Origin of the sequence: Stenotrophomonas humi, from assembly GCF_001431415.1 — a bacterium.
Classification (GTDB): Bacteria; Pseudomonadota; Gammaproteobacteria; order Xanthomonadales; family Xanthomonadaceae; genus Stenotrophomonas; species Stenotrophomonas humi.
The window spans coordinates 233,549-256,527 of record NZ_LDJI01000004.1 but is presented as its reverse complement, the minus strand read 5'-3'; the positions used below and the strand labels follow the sequence as shown (position 1 = coordinate 256,527).

General features: G+C 63.6%; 21 protein-coding genes. 1 reads left to right on the top strand and 20 read right to left on the bottom strand.

What is annotated here, in order from left to right; translation table 11 throughout:
- Positions 1-34: 34 nt before the first annotated feature.
- The 14 genes from ABB26_RS02530 to moaA all read right to left on the bottom strand — a co-directional run bounded on the left by ABB26_RS02530 (position 35) and on the right by moaA (position 15,532).
- Entirely contained in the window at positions 35-1,366 is a 1,332-nt protein-coding gene (locus ABB26_RS02530; RefSeq protein WP_057631992.1) for an MFS transporter, read from the bottom strand.
- Between the two features lie 23 nt (positions 1,367-1,389).
- A complete protein-coding gene (locus tag ABB26_RS02525) occupies positions 1,390-2,286 on the bottom strand; it encodes a peptidylprolyl isomerase (RefSeq protein ID WP_057631991.1) in 897 nt (298 codons plus the stop codon).
- A 3-nt stretch (positions 2,287-2,289) separates the two neighbouring features.
- On the bottom strand, positions 2,290-2,997 hold the full coding sequence (narI, locus tag ABB26_RS02520; protein ID WP_057631990.1) for a respiratory nitrate reductase subunit gamma: 708 nt from the start codon (positions 2,995-2,997) through the stop codon (positions 2,290-2,292).
- Complete coding sequence (narJ, locus tag ABB26_RS02515; RefSeq protein ID WP_057631989.1) at positions 2,994-3,674, bottom strand: nitrate reductase molybdenum cofactor assembly chaperone; 681 nt, start codon at positions 3,672-3,674, stop codon at positions 2,994-2,996. The genes narI and narJ overlap by 4 nt, the downstream gene beginning before the upstream one ends.
- On the bottom strand, positions 3,671-5,215 hold the full coding sequence (narH, locus tag ABB26_RS02510) for a nitrate reductase subunit beta (protein WP_057631988.1): 1,545 nt from the start codon (positions 5,213-5,215) through the stop codon (positions 3,671-3,673). Before narH ends, narJ begins: the two co-directional genes overlap by 4 nt.
- Complete coding sequence (locus ABB26_RS02505) at positions 5,215-8,958, bottom strand: nitrate reductase subunit alpha (protein ID WP_057631987.1); 3,744 nt, start codon at positions 8,956-8,958, stop codon at positions 5,215-5,217. The genes narH and ABB26_RS02505 overlap by 1 nt, the downstream gene beginning before the upstream one ends.
- Before the next feature lie 69 nt (positions 8,959-9,027).
- A complete protein-coding gene (locus tag ABB26_RS02500) occupies positions 9,028-10,443 on the bottom strand; it encodes a NarK family nitrate/nitrite MFS transporter (protein WP_057631986.1) in 1,416 nt (471 codons plus the stop codon).
- Between the two features lie 144 nt (positions 10,444-10,587).
- Positions 10,588-10,959 (bottom strand): DUF7009 family protein, encoded by a 372-nt coding sequence (locus tag ABB26_RS02495; RefSeq protein ID WP_057631985.1) that lies wholly within the window; start codon positions 10,957-10,959, stop codon positions 10,588-10,590.
- Positions 10,956-11,528 carry a molybdenum cofactor guanylyltransferase gene (mobA, locus tag ABB26_RS02490; protein WP_245626115.1) on the bottom strand — a complete coding sequence of 191 codons (573 nt, stop codon included), beginning with the start codon at positions 11,526-11,528 and terminating at the stop codon, positions 10,956-10,958. The genes ABB26_RS02495 and mobA overlap by 4 nt, the downstream gene beginning before the upstream one ends.
- Positions 11,503-12,015: a molybdenum cofactor biosynthesis protein MoaE gene (locus tag ABB26_RS02485; RefSeq protein WP_057631983.1), complete on the bottom strand. Its 513-nt coding sequence runs from the start codon at positions 12,013-12,015 to the stop codon at positions 11,503-11,505. Before ABB26_RS02485 ends, mobA begins: the two co-directional genes overlap by 26 nt.
- 1 nt (position 12,016) lies before the next feature.
- On the bottom strand, positions 12,017-12,277 hold the full coding sequence (locus ABB26_RS02480; RefSeq protein ID WP_057631982.1) for a MoaD/ThiS family protein: 261 nt from the start codon (positions 12,275-12,277) through the stop codon (positions 12,017-12,019).
- Positions 12,274-13,533, bottom strand: a complete 1,260-nt coding sequence (locus ABB26_RS02475) for a molybdopterin molybdotransferase MoeA (protein WP_057631981.1) — start codon at positions 13,531-13,533, stop codon at positions 12,274-12,276. The genes ABB26_RS02480 and ABB26_RS02475 overlap by 4 nt, the downstream gene beginning before the upstream one ends.
- A complete protein-coding gene (gene moaCB / locus ABB26_RS02470) occupies positions 13,530-14,543 on the bottom strand; it encodes a bifunctional molybdenum cofactor biosynthesis protein MoaC/MoaB (protein WP_057631980.1) in 1,014 nt (337 codons plus the stop codon). Before moaCB ends, ABB26_RS02475 begins: the two co-directional genes overlap by 4 nt.
- Before the next feature lie 8 nt (positions 14,544-14,551).
- On the bottom strand, positions 14,552-15,532 hold the full coding sequence (moaA, locus tag ABB26_RS02465) for a GTP 3',8-cyclase MoaA (protein ID WP_057631979.1): 981 nt from the start codon (positions 15,530-15,532) through the stop codon (positions 14,552-14,554).
- Positions 15,533-15,721: 189 nt separating this feature from the next.
- Here moaA and ABB26_RS02460 point away from each other — a divergent pair, with 189 nt between their 5' ends.
- Positions 15,722-16,126 carry a hypothetical protein gene (locus ABB26_RS02460; RefSeq protein WP_057631978.1) on the top strand — a complete coding sequence of 135 codons (405 nt, stop codon included), beginning with the start codon at positions 15,722-15,724 and terminating at the stop codon, positions 16,124-16,126.
- On the opposite strand, the gene ABB26_RS02455 is transcribed toward ABB26_RS02460, so the two are convergent.
- The 6 genes from ABB26_RS02455 to lexA form a co-directional block, all read right to left on the bottom strand.
- Positions 16,120-16,449, bottom strand: coding sequence for a hypothetical protein (locus tag ABB26_RS02455; RefSeq protein ID WP_057631977.1), 330 nt, complete (start codon positions 16,447-16,449; stop codon positions 16,120-16,122). The genes ABB26_RS02460 and ABB26_RS02455 overlap by 7 nt on opposite strands.
- 101 nt (positions 16,450-16,550) lie before the next feature.
- Positions 16,551-16,832, bottom strand: coding sequence for a hypothetical protein (locus ABB26_RS02450; protein WP_057631976.1), 282 nt, complete (start codon positions 16,830-16,832; stop codon positions 16,551-16,553).
- 131 nt (positions 16,833-16,963) lie between these two features.
- Entirely contained in the window at positions 16,964-20,221 is a 3,258-nt protein-coding gene (locus tag ABB26_RS02445; RefSeq protein ID WP_057631975.1) for an error-prone DNA polymerase, read from the bottom strand.
- Positions 20,218-21,636, bottom strand: coding sequence for a Y-family DNA polymerase (locus ABB26_RS02440; protein WP_057631974.1), 1,419 nt, complete (start codon positions 21,634-21,636; stop codon positions 20,218-20,220). Before ABB26_RS02440 ends, ABB26_RS02445 begins: the two co-directional genes overlap by 4 nt.
- A 6-nt stretch (positions 21,637-21,642) precedes the next feature.
- Positions 21,643-22,257, bottom strand: a complete 615-nt coding sequence (imuA, locus tag ABB26_RS02435) for a translesion DNA synthesis-associated protein ImuA (protein ID WP_057631973.1) — start codon at positions 22,255-22,257, stop codon at positions 21,643-21,645.
- Between the two features lie 2 nt (positions 22,258-22,259).
- Positions 22,260-22,862, bottom strand: coding sequence for a transcriptional repressor LexA (lexA, locus tag ABB26_RS02430; protein ID WP_057632026.1), 603 nt, complete (start codon positions 22,860-22,862; stop codon positions 22,260-22,262).
- Positions 22,863-22,979 lie beyond the last annotated feature (117 nt).

The following is a 22,979-nucleotide window of genomic DNA, read 5'->3' as shown; positions in this document are numbered from 1 at the left end:
TCGCGCGGATCTCAGCCCTGTTCCCTGATCTGGATCAAGCGCGGCGGTGTTGTGTGGCCCGCGCAGCATCCATGGCTTCGGGTAGATCGGTTTCCTTGTCCAGTTGCGGGAAGTGCTTGCGTTCCATGCGGCGGATGGCGAAGTGCATCCACACCAGTGCAGACGACACCACCACGAACAACAGCATGAAACAGCTGCTCCAGATACCAACCACATCATTCAAGGCACCGAATGCGATCGGCAGGATGAAGCCGCCCAGACCGCCAATCATGCCGACCACACCGCCAACCGCACCGACATGCTTGGGGTAGTAGACGGGAATGTGCTTGTACACCGCGGCCTTGCCCAGCGACATGAAGAAGCCCAGCACGAACACCAGCACCGTGAACATCGTCACACCGATGGCCAGGTGGAAGCGCAGCTCACCGTGGATGCCCTTCACCACGTACTCGGTGTCCGGGTAGGCCAGCAGGAAGGTGCAGATCACCGATACACCGAAGGTCCAGTACATCACCCGGCGTGCGCCGATGCGGTCAGACAGCCAGCCGCCCACCACACGGAACAGGCTGGCGGGAATCGAATAGCACGCTGCCAACATGCCGGCAGTACCCACGTCCATGCCGTAGGCACCAATCAGATACCGCGGCAACCACAGCGCCAGTGCCACGAAGCCACCGAACACGAAGAAATAATACAGCGAGAAACGCCACACCTGCAGGTCTTTCAGTGGTGCCATCTGCTCGGCGAACGGCACCGGCTTGACCCCATCACGGCGCCGCTGCTCCAACTGCGGGTCGTCCTTGCTGAAGAGGAAGAACAGGATCGCGGTAACGGCAAGGCCGACCGCCCAGACCTTGGCGACCATGGTCCAGCCGGCAGCGACCATCACCATCGGCGCCAGCAGCTTGGTAACAGCCGAGCCGATGTTGCCGGCACCAAAGATGCCCAGCGCGGTGCCCTGCTTGCTGGCCGGGAACCACTTGGACACATAGGCTACGCCCACCGAGAAGCTGCCACCGGCAATGCCCACGCACAGCGCCGCGAACAGGAACTGCAGGTACGTGGTGGCGTAGGTGAGCATCCAGGTGGCAACCGCGCCACACAGCATCACCAGCAACATCACCTTGCGCCCGCCGAACTGATCGGACCAGATACCCAGGAACACCCGGCTCAGCGAACCGGTCAGCACCGGCGTCGCGATCAGCAGGCCGAACTGGGTGTCATTCAACCCCAGCTGCTCGCTGATCTGGATGCCAATGATGGAGAAAATCATCCACACCGCAAAACACACGGTGAAAGCGAAGGTACTCAGCCATAGCGCGCGTTGTTGCTCGCCATGGGATGCCATCTGCAGACTCTGGCTCATCACCACTCCTTCAGTAATTCAATTCACTCGGCCAGCGCTTCAATTTCGGTTAGACCGCGTACCGGATAGCGTTCGCTCAGTTCCTGCAGAAAATGCTGCACTTCGCGCTGACGCACCTGTAGTTCCAGATAGTCGCTGATCTGCGCATGCACCTGCTCAAACGTCTGTGCCTGCCCGGTTTCAAGTTCATCGATGGTCACCACGTGGTAACCCCAGCGCGATTCAACCGGGAAGCCGGCCAGTCCCTGGCGCAAGCGGAACACCTGACGGTCGAACTCCGGCGTGGTCTGGCCTTTCTGCAGCCAGCCAAGATCGCCGCCGTCATTGCTCGACGGGCATTGCGAATGACGCAAGGCCAGGTCCGCGAACACATGCGGCTGCGCGTTCAGCTCGGTGATCAGCTGCTCGGCCTGGGTGCGGGCCTTGAACCTGCCGGCGACGTCGTCGGCGGGTGCAGCCAGCAGAATGTGGCGGACACGCACGCGGTCAGGTGCACGGAAACGTTCCAGGTTCTGCTCGAAGTAACGACGGCAGTCGTCTTCGCTCGGCACCCGGTCCTCCACCAGCGTTTCGATCAGGCGCTGGATCTGCACCTCTTCGTCGGTCTGATGGCCTTCGCCCTGCCCTTGGTCCAGCCCCAGGCGCAGGGCTTCGCGACGCAGCAGTTCCCGCACCACCAGGGCGCGGGCGGCATCGGCCCGCGCCTGTTCCGGGCGGATCGCGCGGTGGAACTGCATCTCGCGGGCGATGTCGGATTCGTTGATGGGGGTGTCGTCAACGAACAGGCTGCATGGTGAGGGTTGTCCCAACGAGCGCGGCCCCAACTGGTCCGCGTCGTCGTGGTGATGGCCGGCCTCGACCGGCACTGGCTGCGCCGAGTCGATGACGGTGATGGGCAGGATTCTTGGCAGGCTGCCCATGGCTTATTCCTTCGGACCGTAGCGCAGCGTGGCCTGGCGGCGGCGAACCACCTGATACGGACGCCACAGATAACTGATCGGAATGCTCCACACATGCACCAGACGGGTGAACGGTGCGATCAGGAACAAGGTCAGGCCAAGGAAGATGTGTGCCTTGTAGACCCAATGCACATCGGTGATGAAATCAGCGGCGCCGGCACGGAAAGTCACGATGTGCTGCGCCCACTCGGCCAACATCACCATCACCCCGCCATCCATGTGCCCGGCCGAGACCTTGATGCTGATCAGGCCCAGGCACAGCTGCGCGAACAGCAGCACCAACACCAGCGTGTCCCCGAAGCTGCCGGTGGCGCGCACGCGCGGGTTGGTCAGGCGGCGGACCAGCAGGATCAGGATGCCGATGAAGCACAACGCGCCGAAGAAGCCGCCCACCACCATCGCCAGCAACTGTTTCTGCGAGGAGGTGATGAAGTGCTCATACACCGCATGCGGCGTCAGCAGCCCCACCAGATGACCGCCGAGGATCGCCAGGATGCCGATGTGGAAACAGTTGCTGCCGATGCGCATGCCGCGGTCGGACAGCAACTGGCTGGAGCCGGTGCGCCAGCTGTACATGGCCTTGTCGTAGCGCGCCCAGCTGCCGATCAGCAGCACGGCCACGGCGATGTACGGATAGAACTGAAAGGCGAACTGATTGAGGAAATAACTCATGGCTGTGCCTCCTGCTGCGCGGCGCGGGCCGGTGAACGATGGGGCGGTTTGCAATCCTGCGACGGCGCTTCACTGCCGAAGCGCACGGCTTCGTCTTCCCAGAGGCGATCCATCGCTTCGACGGTATCGTCGCGGACCTCTTCGCTGGCGCGCTGGCGCAGCAGTTCCAGGTTGACCTTGCCCTCGCCAGCCTCGACCAGGATTTCCAGCAACACCGCATGCGGCAGCTCGCGCTCGGCCGCACGCGCGGCGAGCATGCCGGCGATATGGCCCACATGGTGCAGGTAATCCTTGGCTTCGGCCTGCGGTCGATGCGAGAGGTATTCCAGCAGCAGCGGCAGGTAATCCGGAAGTTCGCGGGCGTCCAGCTCGAAGCCGTTGCGTCTGTAGGCCTCGATCAGATCGACCATGGCCTGGCCACGGTCACGCGATTCGCCATGGATGTGTTCAAACAGCAGCAGGCTCATCGCCCTGCCCCGGTCGAAAGTCGCCAACCAGGCCGACTGTGCATCCAGCGGATCGCTATCCAACAGCTGCTGCACGAAAGCGCGCAGCTGCTTGCGACGTGCCGGCGACAACGCCGGGTCGTCGCTGGCGTCCAGCAGTTCCTCACCGTGCTGCCACAGCTCTTCGCGCGGGTAATCCAGCAACACGCCAATCAATTTAAGCAGGCTCATTTGGCCACCTCATGGCGATGCTGACGGTTGGGATGCACCGCATACGTGGTGGTCTTGCGCTGGCCGAACAGATCGGCAGGACTGTCGCCGTTGCAGCCATTGCCGAAGGTGAATCCGCAACCGCCACGCTCGCCATAGGCATCGTTGGCGTACTCGCGATGGCTGCTGGGGATCACGAAGCGATCCTCATAGTTGGCGATGGCGAGATAGCGGTACATGTCCTCGGCCTGGGCCACGGTCAAGCCGGTCTGATCCAGCGCACTGGTGTCCTCCACACCGTCCACGTTCTTGGCACGGCGCCAGGCGCGCATTGCCATCAGCCGCTCCAGTGCGCGCACTACCGGTGCTTCATCACCGGCCGACAGCATGTTGGCCAAATAACGCACCGGGATGCGCAGCGAGGCGACGTCCGGCAGTTCACCGTTCATGCCGACATGCCCCCGCTCGGCGGCGGACTGGATGGGCGACAACGGTGGCACGTACCACACCATCGGCAACGTCCGGTATTCCGGATGCAGCGGCAGCGCCAGCTTCCAGTCGATGGCCAGCTTGTAGACCGGCGATTGCCGGGCGGCCTCCAGCCAGTTGTCCGGAATGCCTTCGGCACGCGCGGCAGCGATCACCGCCGGATCTTCCGGGTCAAGGAAGATATCCAGGTGCGCCTGGTACAGATCCTTCTCGGCGGCCACCGATGCAGCCTCGGCAATGCGATCGGCGTCGTACAACATCACCCCGAGGTAGCGGATGCGGCCTACGCAGGTCTCCGAGCAGACCGTGGGCTCGCCCATCTCGATGCGCGGGTAGCAGAAGATGCATTTCTCGGATTTGCCGCTCTTCCAGTTGTAGTAGATCTTCTTGTACGGGCAGGCCGACACGCACATGCGCCAGCCACGGCACTTGTCCTGGTCGATCAGTACGATGCCGTCTTCCTCGCGCTTGTAGATCGCACCGGACGGGCATGCCGAGACGCATGCCGGATTCAGGCAGTGCTCGCACAGGCGCGGCAGGTACATCATGAACGTCTTCTCGAAGGCGCCGTAGATCTCCTTCTGCACCTGGTCGAAGTTGTAGTCACGCGAACGCTTGGAGAACTCGGTGCCGAGGATTTCTTCCCAGTTCGGGCCCCACTCGATCTTTTCCATGCGCTCGCCGGTGAGCAGCGAACGCGGGCGCGCGGTCGGCTGGTGCTTCACTTCCGGTGCGTCATGCAGGTGCTGGTAGTCGAAATCGAACGGCTCGTAGTAGTCATCGATCTGCGGCAGGTCCGGGTTGGCGAAGATCTTGGCCAGCATCCGCCAGCGACCACCGGCACGCGGCACCAGCTTGCCGGCGCGGGTGCGCACCCAACCGCCGTTCCATTTGTCCTGGTTCTCCCATTCCTTGGGATAGCCGATGCCCGGCTTGGTTTCCACGTTGTTGAACCAGGCGTATTCCACGCCTTCGCGCGAGGTCCACACGTTCTTGCAGGTGATCGAGCAGGTATGGCAGCCGATGCACTTGTCCAGGTTCAACACCATCGCGATCTGTGCACGTACTTTCATCACACCACCTCCCGCGCGGCGACAACGGCATCTTCGCCATCCAACCAGTCGATCTTGTCCATCTTGCGCACGATCACGAATTCATCGCGGTTGGTACCGCAGGTGCCGTAGTAGTTGAAGCCGTACGACAGCTGCGCATAGCCGCCGATCATGTGGGTGGGCTTGAGCACGATGCGTGTCACCGAGTTGTGGATGCCGCCACGGGTGCCGGAAATCTCCGAACCCGGCACATTGATGATGCGTTCCTGGGCGTGATACATCATCGCCATGCCCGGCATCACGCGCTGGCTGACCACCGCACGGGCGGCGATCGCTCCGTTGACGTTGAACAGTTCGATCCAGTCGTTGTCCTCGATGCCGGCACTGCGTGCGTCGTCTTCGCTGATCCACACGATCGGGCCACCACGCGACAGTGTCTGCATGATCAGGTTGTCACTGTAGGTGCTGTGGATGCCCCACTTCTGGTGCGGGGTGATCCAGTTCAGCACGATCTCCTTGTTGCCATTGGAGCGTTTGTTGAGCAGTGGCTCGACCGTGCGCGTGTCGACCGGCGGACGATAGCTCATGAACGCCTCGCCGAAGTCGATCATCCATTCGTGGTCCTGATAGAACTGCTGGCGGCCGGTGATGGTGCGCCACGGAATCAACTCATGCACGTTGGTGTAGCCGGCGTTGTAACTGACGTTGTCGTCTTCCAGCCCGGACCAGATCGGCGAGGAGATGATCTTGCGCGGCTGCGCCTGGATGTCACGGAAGCGGATCGCCTCGTGCTCCTTGCCCACGGCAAGGTGCGTATGCTCGCGGCCGGTGAACGTACCCAGCGATTCCCAGGCTTTCACTGCGACATGGCCGTTGGTTTCCGGCGCCAGGTGCAGGATGACTTCGCAGGCGTCGATGGCCGATTCAATCGCCGGACGTCCCTGGCTGACACCGACATCGCGGACGGTGTGATTGAGCTTGCCGAGGAAATCGACCTCGTGCTTGGTATCCCAGTTCATGCCCTTGCCGCCGTTGCCCAGCTTGTCCAGCAACGGGCCCAGCGAGGTGAACTTCCGGTAGAGGTTGGGGTAATCACGCTCGACCACCGCCATTGTCGGCATGGTCTGGCCCGGGATCGCCTCGCACTGGCCCTTCTTCCAGTCGGTCACGCCAAACGGCATGCCCAGCTCATTGGGCGTGTCATGCAGCGTCGGCACCAGCACCAGGTCCTTCTCGACGCCGAGCACGCCCGGTGCCATGTCGCTGACCGTTCGCGCCACGCCCTTGAAGATTTCCCAGTCGCTGCGCGATTCCCAGGCCGGGTCCACCGCCTTGGACAGCGGGTGGATGAACGGGTGCATGTCCGAGGTGTTGAGATCGTCCTTCTCGTACCAGGTGGCGGTGGGCAGCACGATGTCCGAATACAGCGCGGTGGTGCACATGCGGAAGTCCAGCGTCACCAGCAGGTCGAGCTTGCCTTCCGGCGCCTCGTCACGCCACTTCACTTCTTCCGGCTTGACCGCGCCCATCTCGCCCAGATCCTTGCCCTGCAGGCCATGCCGCGTACCCAGCAGGTGGCGCAGCATGTATTCGTGGCCCTTGCCCGAGGAGCCGAGCAGGTTGGAGCGCCAGATGAACATCATGCGTGGGTGGTTCTGCTTGGCATCCGGATCAGCAAATGCGAAGTCCAGCGAGCCGTCCTTGAACTTGCCCAGTGCATAGTCGGCCGGTGCGACACCGGCCTGCTCGGCCTCGCGCACCAGTTGCAGCGGGTTGCGGTCCAGCTGTGGTGCGCACGGCAACCAGCCCATGCGCACGGCACGCAGGTTGAGGTCGGCCAGGCTGCCGCTGTACTTGGAGGCGTCGGCCAGTGGCGACAGCAGTTCGTCCACCTGCAGCTTTTCGTAACGCCACTGCCCGGTGTTGAAGTAGAAGAACGAGGTGCCGTTCATCTGGCGCGGCGGGCGGCTCCAGTCCAGACCGAACGCCAGCGGCTGCCAGCCGGTCTGCGGACGCAGTTTCTCCTGCCCCACGTAATGCGCCCAACCACCACCGGTCTGGCCCACGCAACCACACATGACCAGCATGTTGATCAGGCCGCGGTAGTTCATGTCGTTGTGGAACCAGTGATTCATACCGGCGCCGACGATGATCATGCTGCGGCCGTGGGTCTTGTCAGCGGTGCGCGCGAACTCGCGGGCGATCTCGATCACTTCCGCGCGCGGCACCCCGGTGACACGCTCCTGCCATGCCGGCGTACCCGGTACGTAGTCGTCGTAGCTGCTGGCGACATTGCTGCCGCCAAAGCCGCGGTCCACGCCGTACTGTGCCAACAGCAGGTCGTACACCGTGGCCACGAATGTCTGGCTGCCATCGGCCAGCTGCAGGCGACGTACCGGAATATTGCGCTCCAACACCTCCTCGACCGGGGCTGCAGTCCAGCCGTCGTTCTCGATGCCACCGAAGTACGGGAAACTCACGCCCTCGATGCTGTCGCTGACCTCGGCAAGGCTCAACCGCAGGCGCGTGGCGCTGCCGTTGCTGGCCTTCTCTTCAATGTTCCACTTGCCCTTCTCGCCCCAACGGAAACCGACGGAGCCATTGGGCACGGTGACGTCGCCGCTGATCTCGTCGAAACCCAGCGTCTTCCACTCCGGATTGTTGCTCTCGCCCAGGCCACCCAGTTCGCTGGCGCGCAGGAACCGGCCGGGCACCAGGCGGCCGTCGTCGCGTTGCTCGATGCGCACCAGCATCGGCATGTCCGAGTACTGCCGGCAATAGTCATGGAAGTACTGCGAGGGCTTCTCGACGTGGAACTCGCGCAGGATCACATGGCCAAAAGCGAATGCCAGCGCCGCATCGGTGCCCTGCTTGGGGTGCAGCCAATGGTCAGTGAGCTTGGCCAGTTCGGAGTAATCCGGGCAGACCGCCACCGTCTTGGTGCCGTTGTAGCGCGCCTCGGTGAAGAAGTGCGCATCAGGCGTGCGCGTCTGCGGCACGTTCGAGCCCCAGGCGATGATGTAGCGGCTGTTGTACCAATCGGCCGATTCCGGCACATCGGTCTGCTCGCCCCAGATCTGCGGCGATGCCGGCGGCAGGTCGCAATACCAGTCATAGAACGACAGGCAGGCGCCCCCGAGCAACGACAGATAACGCGCGCCGGCCGCGTAGGACACCATCGACATCGCCGGAATCGGCGAGAAGCCGACGACTCGATCCGGGCCGTATTCCTTCACCGTATGCAGGTTGGAAGCGGCGATGATCTCGTTGGCCTCATCCCAGGACAGCCGCACGAAACCGCCCATGCCACGACGACGCTTGTATTCGCGCGACTTCTCGGGGTTTTCGACAATGCTGGCCCAGGCATCGACCGGCGACATCGTCTTGCGGGCCTGCCGCCACATGCGCAGCAGCGTGCCCCGCACCAGCGGGTACTTCAGTCGATTGGCGCTGTACAGATACCAGGAGTAACTGGCACCACGGGGACAGCCGCGCGGCTCATGATTGGGTAGATCCGGACGCGTGCGTGGGTAGTCGGTCTGCTGGGTTTCCCAGGTCACCAGGCCATTCTTGACGTAGATCTTCCAGCTGCAGGAGCCGGTGCAGTTCACGCCATGGGTGGAGCGCACGATCTTGTCGTACTGCCAACGGGCGCGGTAACTGTTCTCCCAGTCCCGGCCTTCGCTCTTGCTGAACCCGTGGCCATCGGCAAAGGGTTGTGGGTCACGCTTGAAAAACTGCAAGCGATCCAGGAAATAACTCATGGTGAATCTCCCTTTGCGTACGTCTGCATCGTGGCTGTGTGTGTCATCTGGCTGCGGTGCATTGCGTTGTCAGCAGGGGGTTTCGGCCCCGCGCCGGTAGTACCACCACCACGTCACGACCAGGCAGGTGATGTAGAACGCAATGAAGCCGTACAGCGCCATGTCGGGGCTGCCGGTCAAGGTGATCGAAGAGCCGTAGCTCTTCGGAATGAAGAAGCCGCCGTAGGCACCGATGGCGCCGGAGAAACCGACCACGGCGGCCGATTCGATACTGGCCTGGTGAGCGGAGGCCGCCTTGCCTTCGGCGTTGGCATTGGCAGTCAGGCGCTCATGCAGGGTCCGGAAGATCACCGGAATCATGCGGAACGTGGTGCCGTTACCAATGCCGCTCAGCACGAACAACGCCATGAACGAGACCAGGAAGCCGTAGAAGTTGCCGCCCGTGCCATTGCTCGGCAGGAAATGCAGCACCCCGAACACGGCGGCGATCATCAGTGCGAACACCCAGAACGTCAGGCGTGCCCCGCCCCACTTGTCGGCCAGGCTGCCGCCGACCGAGCGCATCAGTGCACCCAGCAATGGGCCGATGAAGGCGTATGTCATCGGGTTCACGTCCGGGAACTGGCTCTTGACCAGCATGGGGAACCCGGCCGAGAAGCCGATATAGGAACCGAACGTGCCGATGTACAACCAACACATCAGCCAGTTGTGCTTGCGGCGGAAGATGATGGCCTGCTCCGAGAAGGAGGAGCGTGCGCTGGTCAGGTCGTTCATTCCGAACCACGCTGCAACTGCGGCGATGGCAATGGCCGGCACCCAGACGAAACCCGCGTTCTGCAGGAACATCTGCCCGCCACCTTCGACGACCGTTTGCGGCGCGCCGCCCAGGCTGCCGAACAGCCCCACCGTGATCACCAGCGGGATCACCAACTGCGATACCGATACGCCGACATTGCCCAGGCCTGCATTCAATCCCAGCGCCATGCCCTGGCGCTGCTTGGGATAGAAGAAGGAGATGTTGGACATCGACGAGGAGAAGTTGGCGCCGCCAAACCCGCACAGGATCGCAATGCAGACGAAGATCCAGAACGGCGTGTCGGGGTTCTGTACCGCAAAGCCGAGCCAGATCGTGGGCAGCAGCAGCGAGGCGGTGGACAGGGCTGTCCAGCGGCGCCCGCCGAAGATCGGAATCACGAACGAGTAGAAGATGCGCAACGTGGCGCCGGACAGGCTGGGCAATGCCACCAGCCAGAACAGTTGATCGGTGGTGAAGTTGAAACCGATCTTGGGCAGGCTGATCGACACCGCCGAGAACAGCACCCAGACCGAGAAGGCCAACAGCAACGCGGGGATCGAGATCACCAGGTTGCGTGTGGCAACCCGGTGACCGGTTTGCTCCCAGTAGGCAGGATCTTCAGGCTTCCAGTCGGTGATCACACGACCAGGGCCACTCTTGTTTTGTGCGACATCGCTACCGACGGTCATGCATGGCTCCAGGCTATGTAATGACGACGAGTTGCTACGTTGTGTCGTACCTCGTCGCCGTGGCGTTATTAAGCCCGGAGACCCGCATGACGAGGTTGATCAAGATCAATCAGTGACGCTTTAGAACGATGCACCTGACAAATGTCAAACGGATGGCGTGACGGCCGCGTCAGTACGCCGTCGCGGTCCGCGCTGCCGCACGCTGTCTCGCACGTCCACATCAAACTGCAGCTGCAATACCGCACCATCGGCATCAACCGCCCATGCCAGCCCGTCACGGCACGGCAGGCGGCCGGCCAATCCCGATACTTCGTCGTATGGCAGGCCGATCAGCACACCTTCCGCTGCGCCCATCACGCTGACGCATTCATCCGCCTGCAGCCGCAGCAGCATCGACCAATTGCCGGCCCCACCCAGCTGCGTGGTGCTGCGCAGCGTTTCGCCATTCAGCAGTTGCGCCAGTTCGCTTTCATCAAGCCGCAGACGCACCGATTGCTGTTGAAGCTGGATCTTCATGAGGCAAGCTCCTCCCATTGCTCGGGGGTGTTGCAGTTGACCAGGAATGATCCAGCCGCCGCAGGAACTGGCAGCTCAAGCACACCCAGACGACGCTGCAGCGCCTGCAGCGAACGGGGGCCATCCGGGTTCTGGATCATGGATTCCAGCAACGTGCGGCAGGCTTCATCGATGTTCAAACGCATCGGAAGGGGTTGCCCGGCGAAGATCACGCAGACCGCCTGCGGTGCATCACGCAGTTGCCACAGCAACGCGACATCCAGTTGCGGCATATCCACCGGGACTACCCATGCAGGTCCGTCCGGCAGCACTTTCGCCACACTGAACAGGCCACCCAAAGGACCGCAACGTTCAACGGTATCGGCGACGCCATCAAATTCCGGATAAGCGCCGCTGACTCTTACGACCTCGGCACCCGCACGCTCCAGCAGACCGTACATATGTGCCAGCAGGGTCTGGCCCCGCCACGGCAGCAGCGCCTTGTCGCGGCCCATCCGTGAAGACAGGCCACCGGCCAGCACGATGCCGGCCATGCGCGGCGACTCAGCGGTGGGCGTGGTCGTGGGCATGGTCGTGGGCGTGTTCTCCGCCCGGGGTCTCGGGCTCATGGTGGCACAGCGCGCAGCCTTCGCTCCATTCACTGTCGCCATCCTGGTAATGCTCCTGCTTCCAGATCGGCGAGCGGTGCTTCACCTCTTCGATCAGCTGGCGGCAGGCGCGGAAGGCCTCATCACGGTGCGGCGTACCTGCCGCTACGACCAGGGCCACATCACCTACCCCCAATCGCCCCTTGGCGTGTGACACATACAGTTTGATGCGTGGGCCGAACTGCGCTTCCACTTCGGCCACCATGCGCTGGATTTCGTTGAGCACCAGCGGCTCGAACATGTCGTAGGTGATGCCCAGCACCGGGCGCCCCTGATTGAGGTCACGCACTTTGCCGATGAATACATCAATGCCGCCAAAGCCGGGGTCGGACACGAAAGCGATGCCTTCGGCCGGGTCGATCGGCGCGGCCGCGCGGTCCACTACTTTCCAGGTGTGATGCGTACTCATCTCAGCCTCCACTGACCGGCGGCAGGATCGCGACGCGGCCATCATCGGGCAAGCGTTCGTTGTCACGCAGCACACGATGTTCATCGGCAAACGCCGAGTAGTCCAACAGGCCGGCACGGAACTGCGGCCAGCGTTGTGCAATCAATTCGCGCAGGGCACTGCGCAGATCAGCGATATGTTCACCGTGGATCTGCACCGCGATTTCTCGGCTTGGGTCCAACGCCGAGAACGCACCGAACAACTGAACAGTTACTTGTTTCATGGTGACTCCTGTAGCGCCAACTGCACCGGGTCGCGATGGCCCCAGCCCTGCACGCGGACGCGGCTGCCGGCAACGGCAAGGTCGCCCTCGCCCTCCAGCACCGCCCAGGCATTGGCTTTGAGCATGGTTTTCAAACGGAAGGATTCCTGCCCGGAAAGCACCCGCACCGACAGCTGGCCACGTGCATCCAGTTCAACCCGTGCGCGCGCATGCATGCGCAGGCCGCTTGGCTTGCGCACGTCTGCCTGCAACGGCAACTGCAACGCCGGCTCTTCGAGCAGACCGAGCATGCGTCGCAGCACCGGTTCAACGAAGAACCGCTGACCTACCGCTGCCGAGATCGGATTGCCGGGCAGACCGAAATACAACGCACCGTCGGCCAGCCGCGCGAACAGCAGCGGCTTGCCGGGACGGATGGCCACCTTATGGAAGATGATCTGCGCACCACGCGCACGCAGCGCATCAGGAATGAAATCGTAGCGTCCCTGCGATACCGCACCGGTGCTGACAAGCACTTTCGCACCTGCGGCCAAGGCAACGTCGAGCACACGATCGAATGCTGCCACGTCATCGCCAACCGCGCCCTGCCACACCACTTCCGCGCCTGCGGCCTGCAGCCGGCGGACCAGATAAGGCCGGTTGCTGTCGCGGATCTGGCCGGATTCCAATGCCTGTGCGGCATCGCTGACCAGCTCCTTGCCGGTGGCGATCACCGCCACTTTCGGCTGCGGCTGAACCGCTACATTCGCCGCGCCGATGGCATGCAGCAGCGTCAGTGCATTGATGTCCAGCGTGGCGGTTGCCGCGAGCACCTCTTCGCCGTCTTCCACGTCCTGGCCACGCAGGCGCACATGCTGACCGGGCTTGACCTGCTCGCGCAGGCGGATGCGCAATGGCCGGCCGTTGCGGGCATCGACAACATCAACCTGCTCCACCGGCACCACGCTGTCCAAGCCACTGGGCATGCGCGCGCCGGTCATGATTTCCCATGCGCTCTGGCCACTCCCCTCCGCCGCCACGTCACCAGCGGCCTGCCAGCCCTGCACCTCGAAGGTGCTGCCGGCGGCAATCACTTCACCGCCCGCACACAAGGCAAAGCCATCCATTGCCGCATTGTCGAATGGCGGCAGCGCCTGGGTGCTGGTGACAGCAGCGGCCAGCACGCGCCCTTCGGCCTGATCCACCGGCACGTTCTGCGCAGGCAGCGGCTCCGCCGCGGCCAGCAACTGCAGCAATGCTTCGCCGTAACTGATCATGCGTGGCTGCCCTTGCCGTGGCTCTGACCATCCATCATCGCCAATGCATGGCCTAGCACCGGCGCCAGGATGTCCAGACACTGGCTGGCGGCGCGCGGGCTACCCGGCAGTGCGAACACCAGCATGTCGCCCAGCTGCACCACGTCGGCGCGACTGAGCCACGCCTGTTGTGTGTGCTGTGCACTCAGGCTGCGCAGCATTTCGGCCAGCCCGTCGACACGGCGACCACCCAGTGACTGCAGCGCTTCCGGGGTGAGATCGCGCGGCCCCAACCCGGTACCACCCGTGCACAGGCAGAGCCGCACGCCATCGTTGGCCAGTGCATACAGCCGCGTAGCCAAGGGCTCGACGCCGTCGGGCAGCACTTCAACAATGCCTACATCGCCACCGATGGCCTGCAACCCCTGCACCAGGCGCGGGCCGGATTCGTCGGCATAGTCGCCTTGGCTGGCGCGGTCGCTGAGGGTGATCACCGCACAACGAGCACCCTGCAAACCACGCGGTGGGCGCGGCTGGAAACGCTCGCGTTCGGCGTCGTCCATGCCTTGCGGGTGCAGCCACAGCCCGCTCTTGCCTCCCTCCTTGAACAACAGGCGGATGGCGCTGATTTCCAGTGCCGGCTCCACCGGCTTGCTCAGGTCGTAGAGCGTCAGCAACGCAGCATTGACGCCGGCCAGCGCTTCCATTTCCACGCCGGTACGCGCCTCGCTGGCGCATTCGCACCATACGCGGATGGCATGCCGCTCCGGCACCGGCGCGCAATAGACATGCACCAGCTCCAGCGGCAACGGATGACACAGCGGCATCAACGCCGAGGCCATCTTGGCGCCCTGCAGGCCGGCAATTTCCGCCATCACCAGCGCATCGCCCTTGGGCAGGCGCCGTTCGACGATCAGCGGATAGGCCACCGGCCCGGCAATCAATTCGCCCACGGCTACCGCGCGGCGACGGGTGATGCGCTTGTTGCGGACATCGGCCATGTGGAAGGCCGCATTCATTTCACCACTCATCGTGTTCTCTATCCCCCAATTGAAGCCAGATGCGGCGTGAGGCCGGTCAGGCCCTGGTGCAACCCATGCCCGGCCGCTTTGAGACCGAGCTGGGTGGTGATGCGCGCCAACAGCGCGTCATGGTCTTCGTCGGACTGCAGCAACGGCCGCAGGGCCACGCCGAAGTCACCGAACAGGCATAGCCGCAGGTCACCCTTTGCGGTTACCCGCAGGCGATTGCAGCCTTTGCAGAAATCCCTGGAATACGGGGCGATGATGCCGAAGCTGCCACGGTAGTCCGGATGTGTGAATTCGCGTGCGGGCCCGGCGTCGGCAGCACGCGGACGCAGATGCCAACCGGCAGCTTCCAACTGGTTGATCACCACGTCGGCATTCAGGTGATGCCGCTCGAAATAATTCCGGTTGTCGCCGGTGCGCATCAGCTCGATGAAGCGCACGCTCACCGGCCGCTCACGCAGGAATTCCATCCAATCCGGCAGCTCGTCGTCGTTGCGGTCACGCAGCAGCACCGCATTGAGCTTGATCGACTGCAGCCCCAGTTGCTGCGCCATCGCAATGCCTTCCAGCACTTCGGGCAGGCGATCGTGGCCGGTGATGGCATGGAAGCGCTCACGGCGCAGGCTGTCCATGCTCACGTTCAACGCGGTCAGCCCGGCGCGGTGCCAGCCCGGCAAACGGCGCGGCAGCAGACAGCCATTGGTGGTGATGGCCACCTTGCGGATACCCGGCACCCGTGCCACGGTTTCGATGATCTGATCGAGATCCTTGCGCAGGCTCGGCTCACCGCCGGTAAGGCGGATCTTGTGCATGCCCAGGGTGGCGAACGCACGTACCAGCCGCTCGATTTCGGCCACCGACAGGAACTGCGGCCGGCCGTCGGCCTGGTAGCCATCCGGCAGGCAATAGCTGCAACGGAAGTTGCAGGCTTCGGTGAGCGACAGCCGCAGATAAGGAAAACTGCGGCCGAAGCCGTCGGTGAGTTGGCTCATGGCTGTTCCACCTTCTGACTCCATATTCGAACACCCGGCACCCGGAGCTGCCCTCACCGCATTGATTGATGGTCAGCCTACGGGGGACAACGTCGCGATGGCATGACTTAAATCAATGCCCAGCCTGCCGGGTTCGCCTGCGTTGTGGCAGCATGCCCGCTCAGATGCCCACACCGTGTGACAGCGCTCATGATGCTCAATGACTTCGACGGCCTGCTGCATGCGGCAGGCCAACAGGCCGAACCGCAACGCCTGTTGTTCGTGTTCGCCCGCGCCGACCTGCCTGAATCCCCAACATCCGACCAGCACGACCGCCATGCCAGCGGTGAGGGCGGGACCCTGAGCCCGGTGCTGTGCGTGGACAAGGCCCCGCACGAGGTCACTTCGTTTGCGGCGCTGGCTGCTGAATCCGGCAACACCGGCATGAACTGGGATGTACTGTTCGTCGCAGCGATGGACGGCCGCGCCGGTTTCGCCCCCTCCAGCGATGAGGCGGCCCGCCCCTTGCAGCTGATGGTCAACGCCATCAACGACGGGCAGATCAGCCGCTTTGCCGCTTTCGGCCGCGATGGCAATCCCATCCAGTTTTACTGAGCCACCAGCTGCAGGGTCAGGAAGAACACGACCAGCACCGTGTTCAGGCCCCAGGCCACGGTGAGGCCGCGTGCGGCCACGCCCCAGTTGGGGTTGTGGGCGCTGGGAGCGGCCCGCCATACCGCCGGAATGATCCAGCCGGTATAGAGCAGCAGCAATGCAAACATGGCCAGCAGCAGCGGCGTCCTGCCCTGCGACAACGCCCATACCGCCACCGCCCAGAGAATGTTGCTGGGGATCACGCCCTGCAGCCAGAACACACGCCAAAGCCGTGAAGGAGGTTGTTTGCTGCCCGAGGCGGGCATGGAAGAGGCGACAGTCATGAATCCTCCTGTTGGATGGAAACGACAACGTGCCGGGTGAGCTTGCTCTTGAATGGGGGTCAGGGTCAAATCAGCCCTGCGCAATCGGGCAACGCCTCTTCTTACTTGAGCGCTTCAGCGCCCTTGCTGTGGAACCGGCGTACCAGCTCTTCCAGATAGAGATCCACCGTTTCATGCTGGTGGGTGATGCACCAGCGCAGCGCGTCGATCAATGCGGTGTCACGCATCTCATCGGGCGGGCTGAAATCATTGGCCCGTTTGGCGCGGTAGCGGCGCGCGCGCTCGGCCTGTGACAGCGGCTCGCTGTAGATCTTTGGCCGCCCACGTTTGCGTGGCGCTTCAGGCTCTGCAACCGGCGCGGACGGGGATTTCTTGTCGCCCATCACGTGTTCCTCATCATGCGAATGCGCGCACGTTAAAGTGATGAATCACAAATTTCCAGTAAAACCCCCAAAAAAACCGCACCTACATGCCGGGTTCAATGGCGAAGTGGCTGGACAGGCAAATCGCACGCTCAATGGAAATCACGCGACTCCACCTGCAGTTCGCCCAGCAGCTCACTCAGGTCGTAAAGATCGCCAGCGATCAGATGCTCCACTCCGTCCACCCGCTCCCAACGGCCGCGCACCGCCATCAGCCGTGATTCCAGCAATGCACGCCGACGACGCAGTGCCACATGCGGCCAGACAATGACGTTGATCATGCCGTGCTCGTCTTCCAGCGTGACGAAGATCGTGCCCTTGGCCGTGCCTGGCCGCTGCCGCTGTGTCACCAATCCGGCTACGTGCGCACCACTGCCGTGCGGTCGCCTGCGCAGTGCCTCCAGCCCGATGATCCGCCGCTGCGTCATCTCCGCGCGCAGCACTGCCATCGGATGCTGGCGCAGGGTCAGGCCGGTGCTGTTGTAATCGGACAGTATCTCCTCGCCCGTTCCCGGCGCATGCAATGCCACCGGCAGTTCTTCCGGGCTGCCCGGCAACAACGGCCTTTTGCGCTCGACACCGGCCACCGCCCAGCGCGCCGCATTGCGGTTGCCCACCAGCGACTGCAGCGCCCCTGCCTCGGCCAGCGCTTCGCGCGCCTTGCCATCAAGCGCCGCGCGCAAACACAGGTCGGCCACGCTGCTGAAAGCACGCTGTGCGCGTGCGGCCATCAGCGCACAGGCGGCCGCTTCGGAAAAACCCGCCACCTGGCGCAGGCCCAGGCGCAGCGCCGGCTGCTCGCCGGGATCGGCCTCGCTACGCCACGGCCGGCCTCCCTGCAGCAGGTTGTCCCAGTCGCTGCACATCACATCAACCGGCAGCACTTCCACCGGCGCGCGTTCGGCACAACCACGGCGCGCGTCCTGCACGATCTGACTGGCCGAATAGAACCCCATCGGCTGCGAGTTCAGCAGGCCGCAGGCAAACGCTGCCGGCTCATGCCGCTTGAACCAGCAGCTGGCATAGACCAGCTTGGCGAATGAGGCCGCATGGCTCTGCGGGAAACCGTAGGAACCAAAGCCCTTGATCTGCTCGAAAATCTGGTCGATGAACTCGGACGAATACCCCTTGCCCTCCATCAATTCGCGAATACGCGTGCGGTGCTGCTCCATATCGCCGCCGCGCCGCCAGGCCGCCATCGAGCGGCGCAGATGGTCGGCCTCGTCGGCGTCGTAGCCGGCATGCATCACCAGTTCCATCACCTGTTCCTGGAACAACGGAATCCCCAGTGTCTTGCCGAGGATCTTCTCCACCCCCTCGGAGGGATAGCTCACCGGTTCCAGGCCCTGACGGCGCCTCAGATAGGGATGCACCATGTCGCCCTGGATCGGCCCCGGGCGCACGATCGCCACTTCGATCACCAGGTCGTAGAACGTTTCCGGTTTCAGTCGCGGCAGCATCGCCATCTGCGCACGCGATTCGATCTGGAACACGCCGATGGTGTCGGCGCGCTGGATCATTGCGTAAGTCTGCTGATCCTCGGACGGAATGGTGGCCAGCTCGAAGTCACGCCCACGATGCGCGCGCACCAGATCCATCGTCTTGCGCAGGCAGGTAAGCATGCCCAGCGCCAGGCAATCGACCTTGAGCAGCGTCATGCTTTCCAGATCGTCCTTGTCCCATTGGATGATGGTGCGCTCGGCCATGGCCGCGTTCTCCACCGGCACGACGCTGGACAGCGCCCTATCGGAAATCACGAACCCGCCCACGTGCTGCGACAGATGCCGCGGGTGGTTGCGCAGCTTTTCAGTCACATGCAGCACCCGTGCGATCAGCGGATTCTCCAGGTCAAAGCCAGCCTCGATGATGCGCTGCTCCATCGGCGTTTCGCCGTTGCCCCAGCCATAACAGTTGGACAGCAGGCTGATCTGGTCCGGCGGCAGGCCAAAGACCCGGGCCACGTCGCGCACCGCACTCTTGCCGCGATAGCTGATGACCGTCGCTGCCAACGCCGCGCGGGCGCGCCCGTATTTCCTGTAGACGTACTGCAGCACCTCCTCGCGCCGCTCGTGCTCGAAGTCCACGTCGATATCCGGCGGCTCGTTGCGCGCCTTGGACAGGAAACGCGAGATCAGCAACCGGTTCTCGCCCGGGTCCACTGCCGTGATCCCCAGCGCGTAACAGACTGCCGAATTCGCCGACGACCCACGCCCCTGGCAGAGGATGTTCTGCGATCGCGCGAAACGCACGATGTCGTGCACCGTCAGAAAGAACGGCTCGTACTTGAGTTCAGCGATCAACGCCAACTCTTTTTCGATGTCGTCACGCACGTTGGGCGGCAGGGGCTTAGCCTCATTCCAGCGTTCAGCAATGCCGTTTTCGGTCAGTTCGCGCAGATGGCTGGACGGTGTATGTCCTGCCGGCACCAATTCGGCCGGGTACTGGTATTCCGTGTCACGCTTGAGCTCGAACCGGCAGCGCTCAACCACCTGCACGGTCGCCTGCAACAAGGCCGCCGGATAGATGTTGCCCAACGTCCGCCGCGCACGCAGATGCCGCTCGCCATTGCGGAAAAGCTGTGCGCCGGCTTCAGCCAACGGCAGGTTGTGGCGGATGGCAGTCAAGGTGTCCTGCACGATCCGGTCACGACGCGATGCCATGTGCACATCACCACTGGCCAGTGGCGTCAGATTCAATGTGCGCGCCAGAGCCAGCAGCTGCGAAAGCCGCTCGGCGTCATTCCATTCCCGATGCAACTCCACGGCCAGAAACGCATGCCCGCCAAAACATTGACTGAGCCATTCGCCCTCGCCCACATCCGGTTCCCTGCCCGGCAACCACAACGCGAACAGGCCCCTCGCCTGCCCTTTCAATTCGCTGTCCACATCCGCACGGCTGACACGGTATTCGCCTTTTGCGGCAGCGCGACGGCCCTTGCTGATCAGGCTGCACAACTGGCGATAGCCGATGGCGTTTTCGACCAGCAACACCAGCCTCAACCCATCACTGAGTTTGAATTCACTGCCGACGATCAGTTTCAAACCGGTCGCCTTGGCCGCCTCCCAGGCACGCACGATGCCGGCCAATGAACACTCATCGGTGATCGCCAGTGCTTCGTAGCCGCAGTGACGCGCACGCTCGAACAATTTCTCCGCACTTGACGCGCCACGCAGGAACGAAAAATCCGATAGGCAATGCAGCTCCGCATAGGCCGGGCTGTCGTCATGGTCGTGGTGGGCGATGTCGTCATTGGCCGCCAGGCCCAAACGCTGCCCCACGCGCCAACTGCGTGACGGCCTCGCCCCAGGCGTATCGGGCTGCACGCCAGGCGGCAGATCATCCCAGCTCATGCGAACCAGCCCTGCAGCATCCAGCCCTGCTGTTCGCCGGGTGCCGCGAACACCCAGGCACGCTGGCCCTGCGCGGTTTCGACCACGTAGTAATCGCGACGGGCGTCATCACCGTCCCACCAACCGCTTTCCAACCGCTCGGGACCTGAAAGGATGCGCATGCGCGAATCCCGCAATGGCACCGGATGCGGCAACAACCAGGTCGGGCGTGGTGGACGCTCAGGCGCGGTCGTGTCTGCAAGTACATCACCGACCACCCGTTGCCATGCGCGTTCCGGGCGCGGGTCGTCACCGGCCACCAGGCGATAGACCGCGTCATCACCCAGCCGGGCGCGCAGCCGCTCGCGCAGATGCGGCCAATCCATCGCCTGCTGTGGGCGCATGTCGAACAGGTCACGCGCGGCGGGAATGAACGGTGGCAACTGACGTGCCAATAGACGCATCGCCACCACCGGGCGCGGTATCTCCACCCGTTCCAATCGATTGCGCGACAGCTCAAACAACATCGACGGCGCGCGTTCCGCTGCCAGCAGACCGACGTCCACGTCGGTATGGCCTTCCTCATGCTCCAATCGCAACGTAAACCGCTGCACGCCGCCATCGCGGATGGAAAGATAAGTGCACAGGTCGCCGATCAGACGCCGCAGGGGGAACAGCAGCGCGGTGTGCATTTCCACTTCATACCCCAGCTCCAGGCGTGAGTCGAAGTGATCCGGCGGCGCGTAGCAGGTCAATGGATCATCAACCTCGCCGTAGAGCTTGCGCAGGTGCTCGAGCACCTCGCCACCAAAGCGACGGCGCACGCCATCGCTGGGCAAGGCCCGCAGCGCGGCCAGGGTACGCACGCCCATGCGATGCAGACGCTCGCCAGCGTCCCCTGGCAGAGCCGCGCGCCGTACCGGCACCTTGTCCAGCATCGCCTGCATCTGCGCTGGTTGCGTCACCACCATGCCATCGCGCAAGCCCACCAGCACCCGTGCCGCACGCGGGGTCGGCGCCAGCGCGATGCGGTGCCGGAAACCCAGCGTTTCCAGTTCGCCGCGCAGGCGTCGTTCAAACCGCGGCCATGGCCCGAACAACTGAAAGCTGGCCTGCACTTCCAGCACGATCGCGTGCGACCACTGCTGGCTGACCAGCGAACTGTGACGGTACGCCCATGCGGCCAGAAACCGATGCCAATGCGCCTCGGCCTTGGGGTCGTAATCCAGCGTCCGCACCTGCGTCATCAACGCGTGTGCGGCAGACAAGCGCATGCCGGGTACCAACCCCTGCTGGGAGGCGCTGTCATTGACCGCATGCAGACGACGCAGTTGCGCCGGCCCTTCGACCAGTGCCAGCGGCTCATGCGGATCAGGCAGACGCCGCAGGACGGCGTCCAGCGCCAGCTGTGGCAGCAGAATGCAGGCCCAGAGCATGGCGATTCACTGCACCAGTCGCAGCGGCTGCGAGGGAACCTGCCCGCCGCGGCATTTGCGCACCTGCCAAGCGTCTTGCGCGGGCAGGTATTCCAACCGCAACGCGGCCGGCGATGCGTTCACTGCATGCCGTCGGTCGCGCAGCGCAAAACCGCAGCAATCGCCGCTGTCGGCCGCCACCTGCAGACGCCGCAATGCACGCGCATCGGCCGTCTTCGGCCAACCCAACACCGCCGAACACGCACCACTACGCAGGCATTGCTCGAATGCCCATAGGGCATCACGTGATTCAGCCTCCACCACTTCCATGCCCGCCAATTCCACGCCACCGGACTGCCATGCCGGCGCATACGGAATGTAGGGCGGCGCCACCAGCACCACGCGCTTGCCGGCCGCGGTCATTCGCGCCAGCGTCGGCAGCAACAGCGCAATCTCACCCACGCCATCGGCGGGCAGCAGCAACTCGGTCAGCGCCTTGCGCGGCCAGCCTCCGGTCGGCAATACCGCATCCAGGTTCGCATGCCCGGTGGATTCACCCTCGTGATTGAGCGCACTGCCACGGCTGGCACGCCACACCGTGCGCGCTGCCATCAGTTCATCCAGGGCCAACACCTCGCCCATGCTCAACCCTGCCTGATCAGGCCGCAGTAAATGCCCTCAATCGCGAAATCGGCATCGGCTGCCACCACGATCGGCGCATGCGCCGGATTGCGTGGCAACAGGCGAATACCGTTCGGCGAGCGCTCCAATCGCTTGATGGTGATTTCATCGTCCACACGCGCCACCACGATCTGACCATTGCGCGCCTCGCGGCTGCGTTGCACGCCCACCAGATCACCATCAAGAATGCCGTCGTCGATCATCGAGTCACCCTGCACCTGCAGCAGGTAATCCGGCCGCAGCGCGAACAGGCCGCGATCCAGCCGTAGTTGCCGATCCAGCCCGATATCCGCCCCCAGCGGCTGGCCCGCCGCCACCCGGCCCAGCACCGCCAAAGTCAGCAAAGCATCGGGCTCACCACCGGGGATGCGGATGCCCCGCTTCTGCCCACTGCGCAGCTCGATCAACCCCGCCTCGGCCAGCGCCTGCACATGCTTCTGCGCCGCGTTACGCGAGGCAAAGCCACAGTGGGCCGCGATTTCAGCCAGGCTGGGCGGCGCGCCCTCCCCCACCCGCTGACGCAGGAAGGCAAGAATCGCAGCACGTTGTGAGGATAATTCGGACATAGTGTACATATGTACACCAACGAACAGGGCCTGCCAATGACTGATTGCGGCGGGCAGGTAGCATCGGCTGCACGCGGAAGCCGAGGGCGCTCCGGAGATTACTGACTCTCAAGCCTC

What these genes read in the sequence shown, in the direction of transcription:
- ABB26_RS02455 (WP_057631977.1), bottom strand. Translation starts at nt 16,449, where the DNA reads ATGACTGTCGCCTCTTCCATGCCCGCCTCGGGCAGCAAACAACCTCCT.
- narI (WP_057631990.1), bottom strand. Translation starts at nt 2,997, where the DNA reads ATGAGTTATTTCCTCAATCAGTTCGCCTTTCAGTTCTATCCGTACATC.
- ABB26_RS02525 (WP_057631991.1), bottom strand. Translation starts at nt 2,286, where the DNA reads ATGGGCAGCCTGCCAAGAATCCTGCCCATCACCGTCATCGACTCGGCG.
- ABB26_RS02450 (WP_057631976.1), bottom strand. Translation starts at nt 16,832, where the DNA reads ATGGGCGACAAGAAATCCCCGTCCGCGCCGGTTGCAGAGCCTGAAGCG.
- ABB26_RS02500 (WP_057631986.1), bottom strand. Translation starts at nt 10,443, where the DNA reads ATGACCGTCGGTAGCGATGTCGCACAAAACAAGAGTGGCCCTGGTCGT.
- mobA (WP_245626115.1), bottom strand. Translation starts at nt 11,528, where the DNA reads ATGCCCACGACCACGCCCACCGCTGAGTCGCCGCGCATGGCCGGCATC.
- lexA (WP_057632026.1), bottom strand. Translation starts at nt 22,862, where the DNA reads ATGTCCGAATTATCCTCACAACGTGCTGCGATTCTTGCCTTCCTGCGT.
- ABB26_RS02530 (WP_057631992.1), bottom strand. Translation starts at nt 1,366, where the DNA reads ATGAGCCAGAGTCTGCAGATGGCATCCCATGGCGAGCAACAACGCGCG.
- ABB26_RS02460 (WP_057631978.1), top strand. Translation starts at nt 15,722, where the DNA reads ATGATGCTCAATGACTTCGACGGCCTGCTGCATGCGGCAGGCCAACAG.
- ABB26_RS02440 (WP_057631974.1), bottom strand. Translation starts at nt 21,636, where the DNA reads ATGCTCTGGGCCTGCATTCTGCTGCCACAGCTGGCGCTGGACGCCGTC.
- ABB26_RS02480 (WP_057631982.1), bottom strand. Translation starts at nt 12,277, where the DNA reads ATGAAACAAGTAACTGTTCAGTTGTTCGGTGCGTTCTCGGCGTTGGAC.
- narH (WP_057631988.1), bottom strand. Translation starts at nt 5,215, where the DNA reads ATGAAAGTACGTGCACAGATCGCGATGGTGTTGAACCTGGACAAGTGC.
- moaA (WP_057631979.1), bottom strand. Translation starts at nt 15,532, where the DNA reads ATGAGCCAACTCACCGACGGCTTCGGCCGCAGTTTTCCTTATCTGCGG.
- ABB26_RS02445 (WP_057631975.1), bottom strand. Translation starts at nt 20,221, where the DNA reads ATGAGCTGGGATGATCTGCCGCCTGGCGTGCAGCCCGATACGCCTGGG.
- ABB26_RS02485 (WP_057631983.1), bottom strand. Translation starts at nt 12,015, where the DNA reads ATGAGTACGCATCACACCTGGAAAGTAGTGGACCGCGCGGCCGCGCCG.
- imuA (WP_057631973.1), bottom strand. Translation starts at nt 22,257, where the DNA reads ATGGGCGAGGTGTTGGCCCTGGATGAACTGATGGCAGCGCGCACGGTG.
- narJ (WP_057631989.1), bottom strand. Translation starts at nt 3,674, where the DNA reads ATGAGCCTGCTTAAATTGATTGGCGTGTTGCTGGATTACCCGCGCGAA.
- ABB26_RS02495 (WP_057631985.1), bottom strand. Translation starts at nt 10,959, where the DNA reads ATGAAGATCCAGCTTCAACAGCAATCGGTGCGTCTGCGGCTTGATGAA.
- ABB26_RS02505 (WP_057631987.1), bottom strand. Translation starts at nt 8,958, where the DNA reads ATGAGTTATTTCCTGGATCGCTTGCAGTTTTTCAAGCGTGACCCACAA.
- ABB26_RS02475 (WP_057631981.1), bottom strand. Translation starts at nt 13,533, where the DNA reads ATGATCAGTTACGGCGAAGCATTGCTGCAGTTGCTGGCCGCGGCGGAG.
- moaCB (WP_057631980.1), bottom strand. Translation starts at nt 14,543, where the DNA reads ATGAGTGGTGAAATGAATGCGGCCTTCCACATGGCCGATGTCCGCAAC.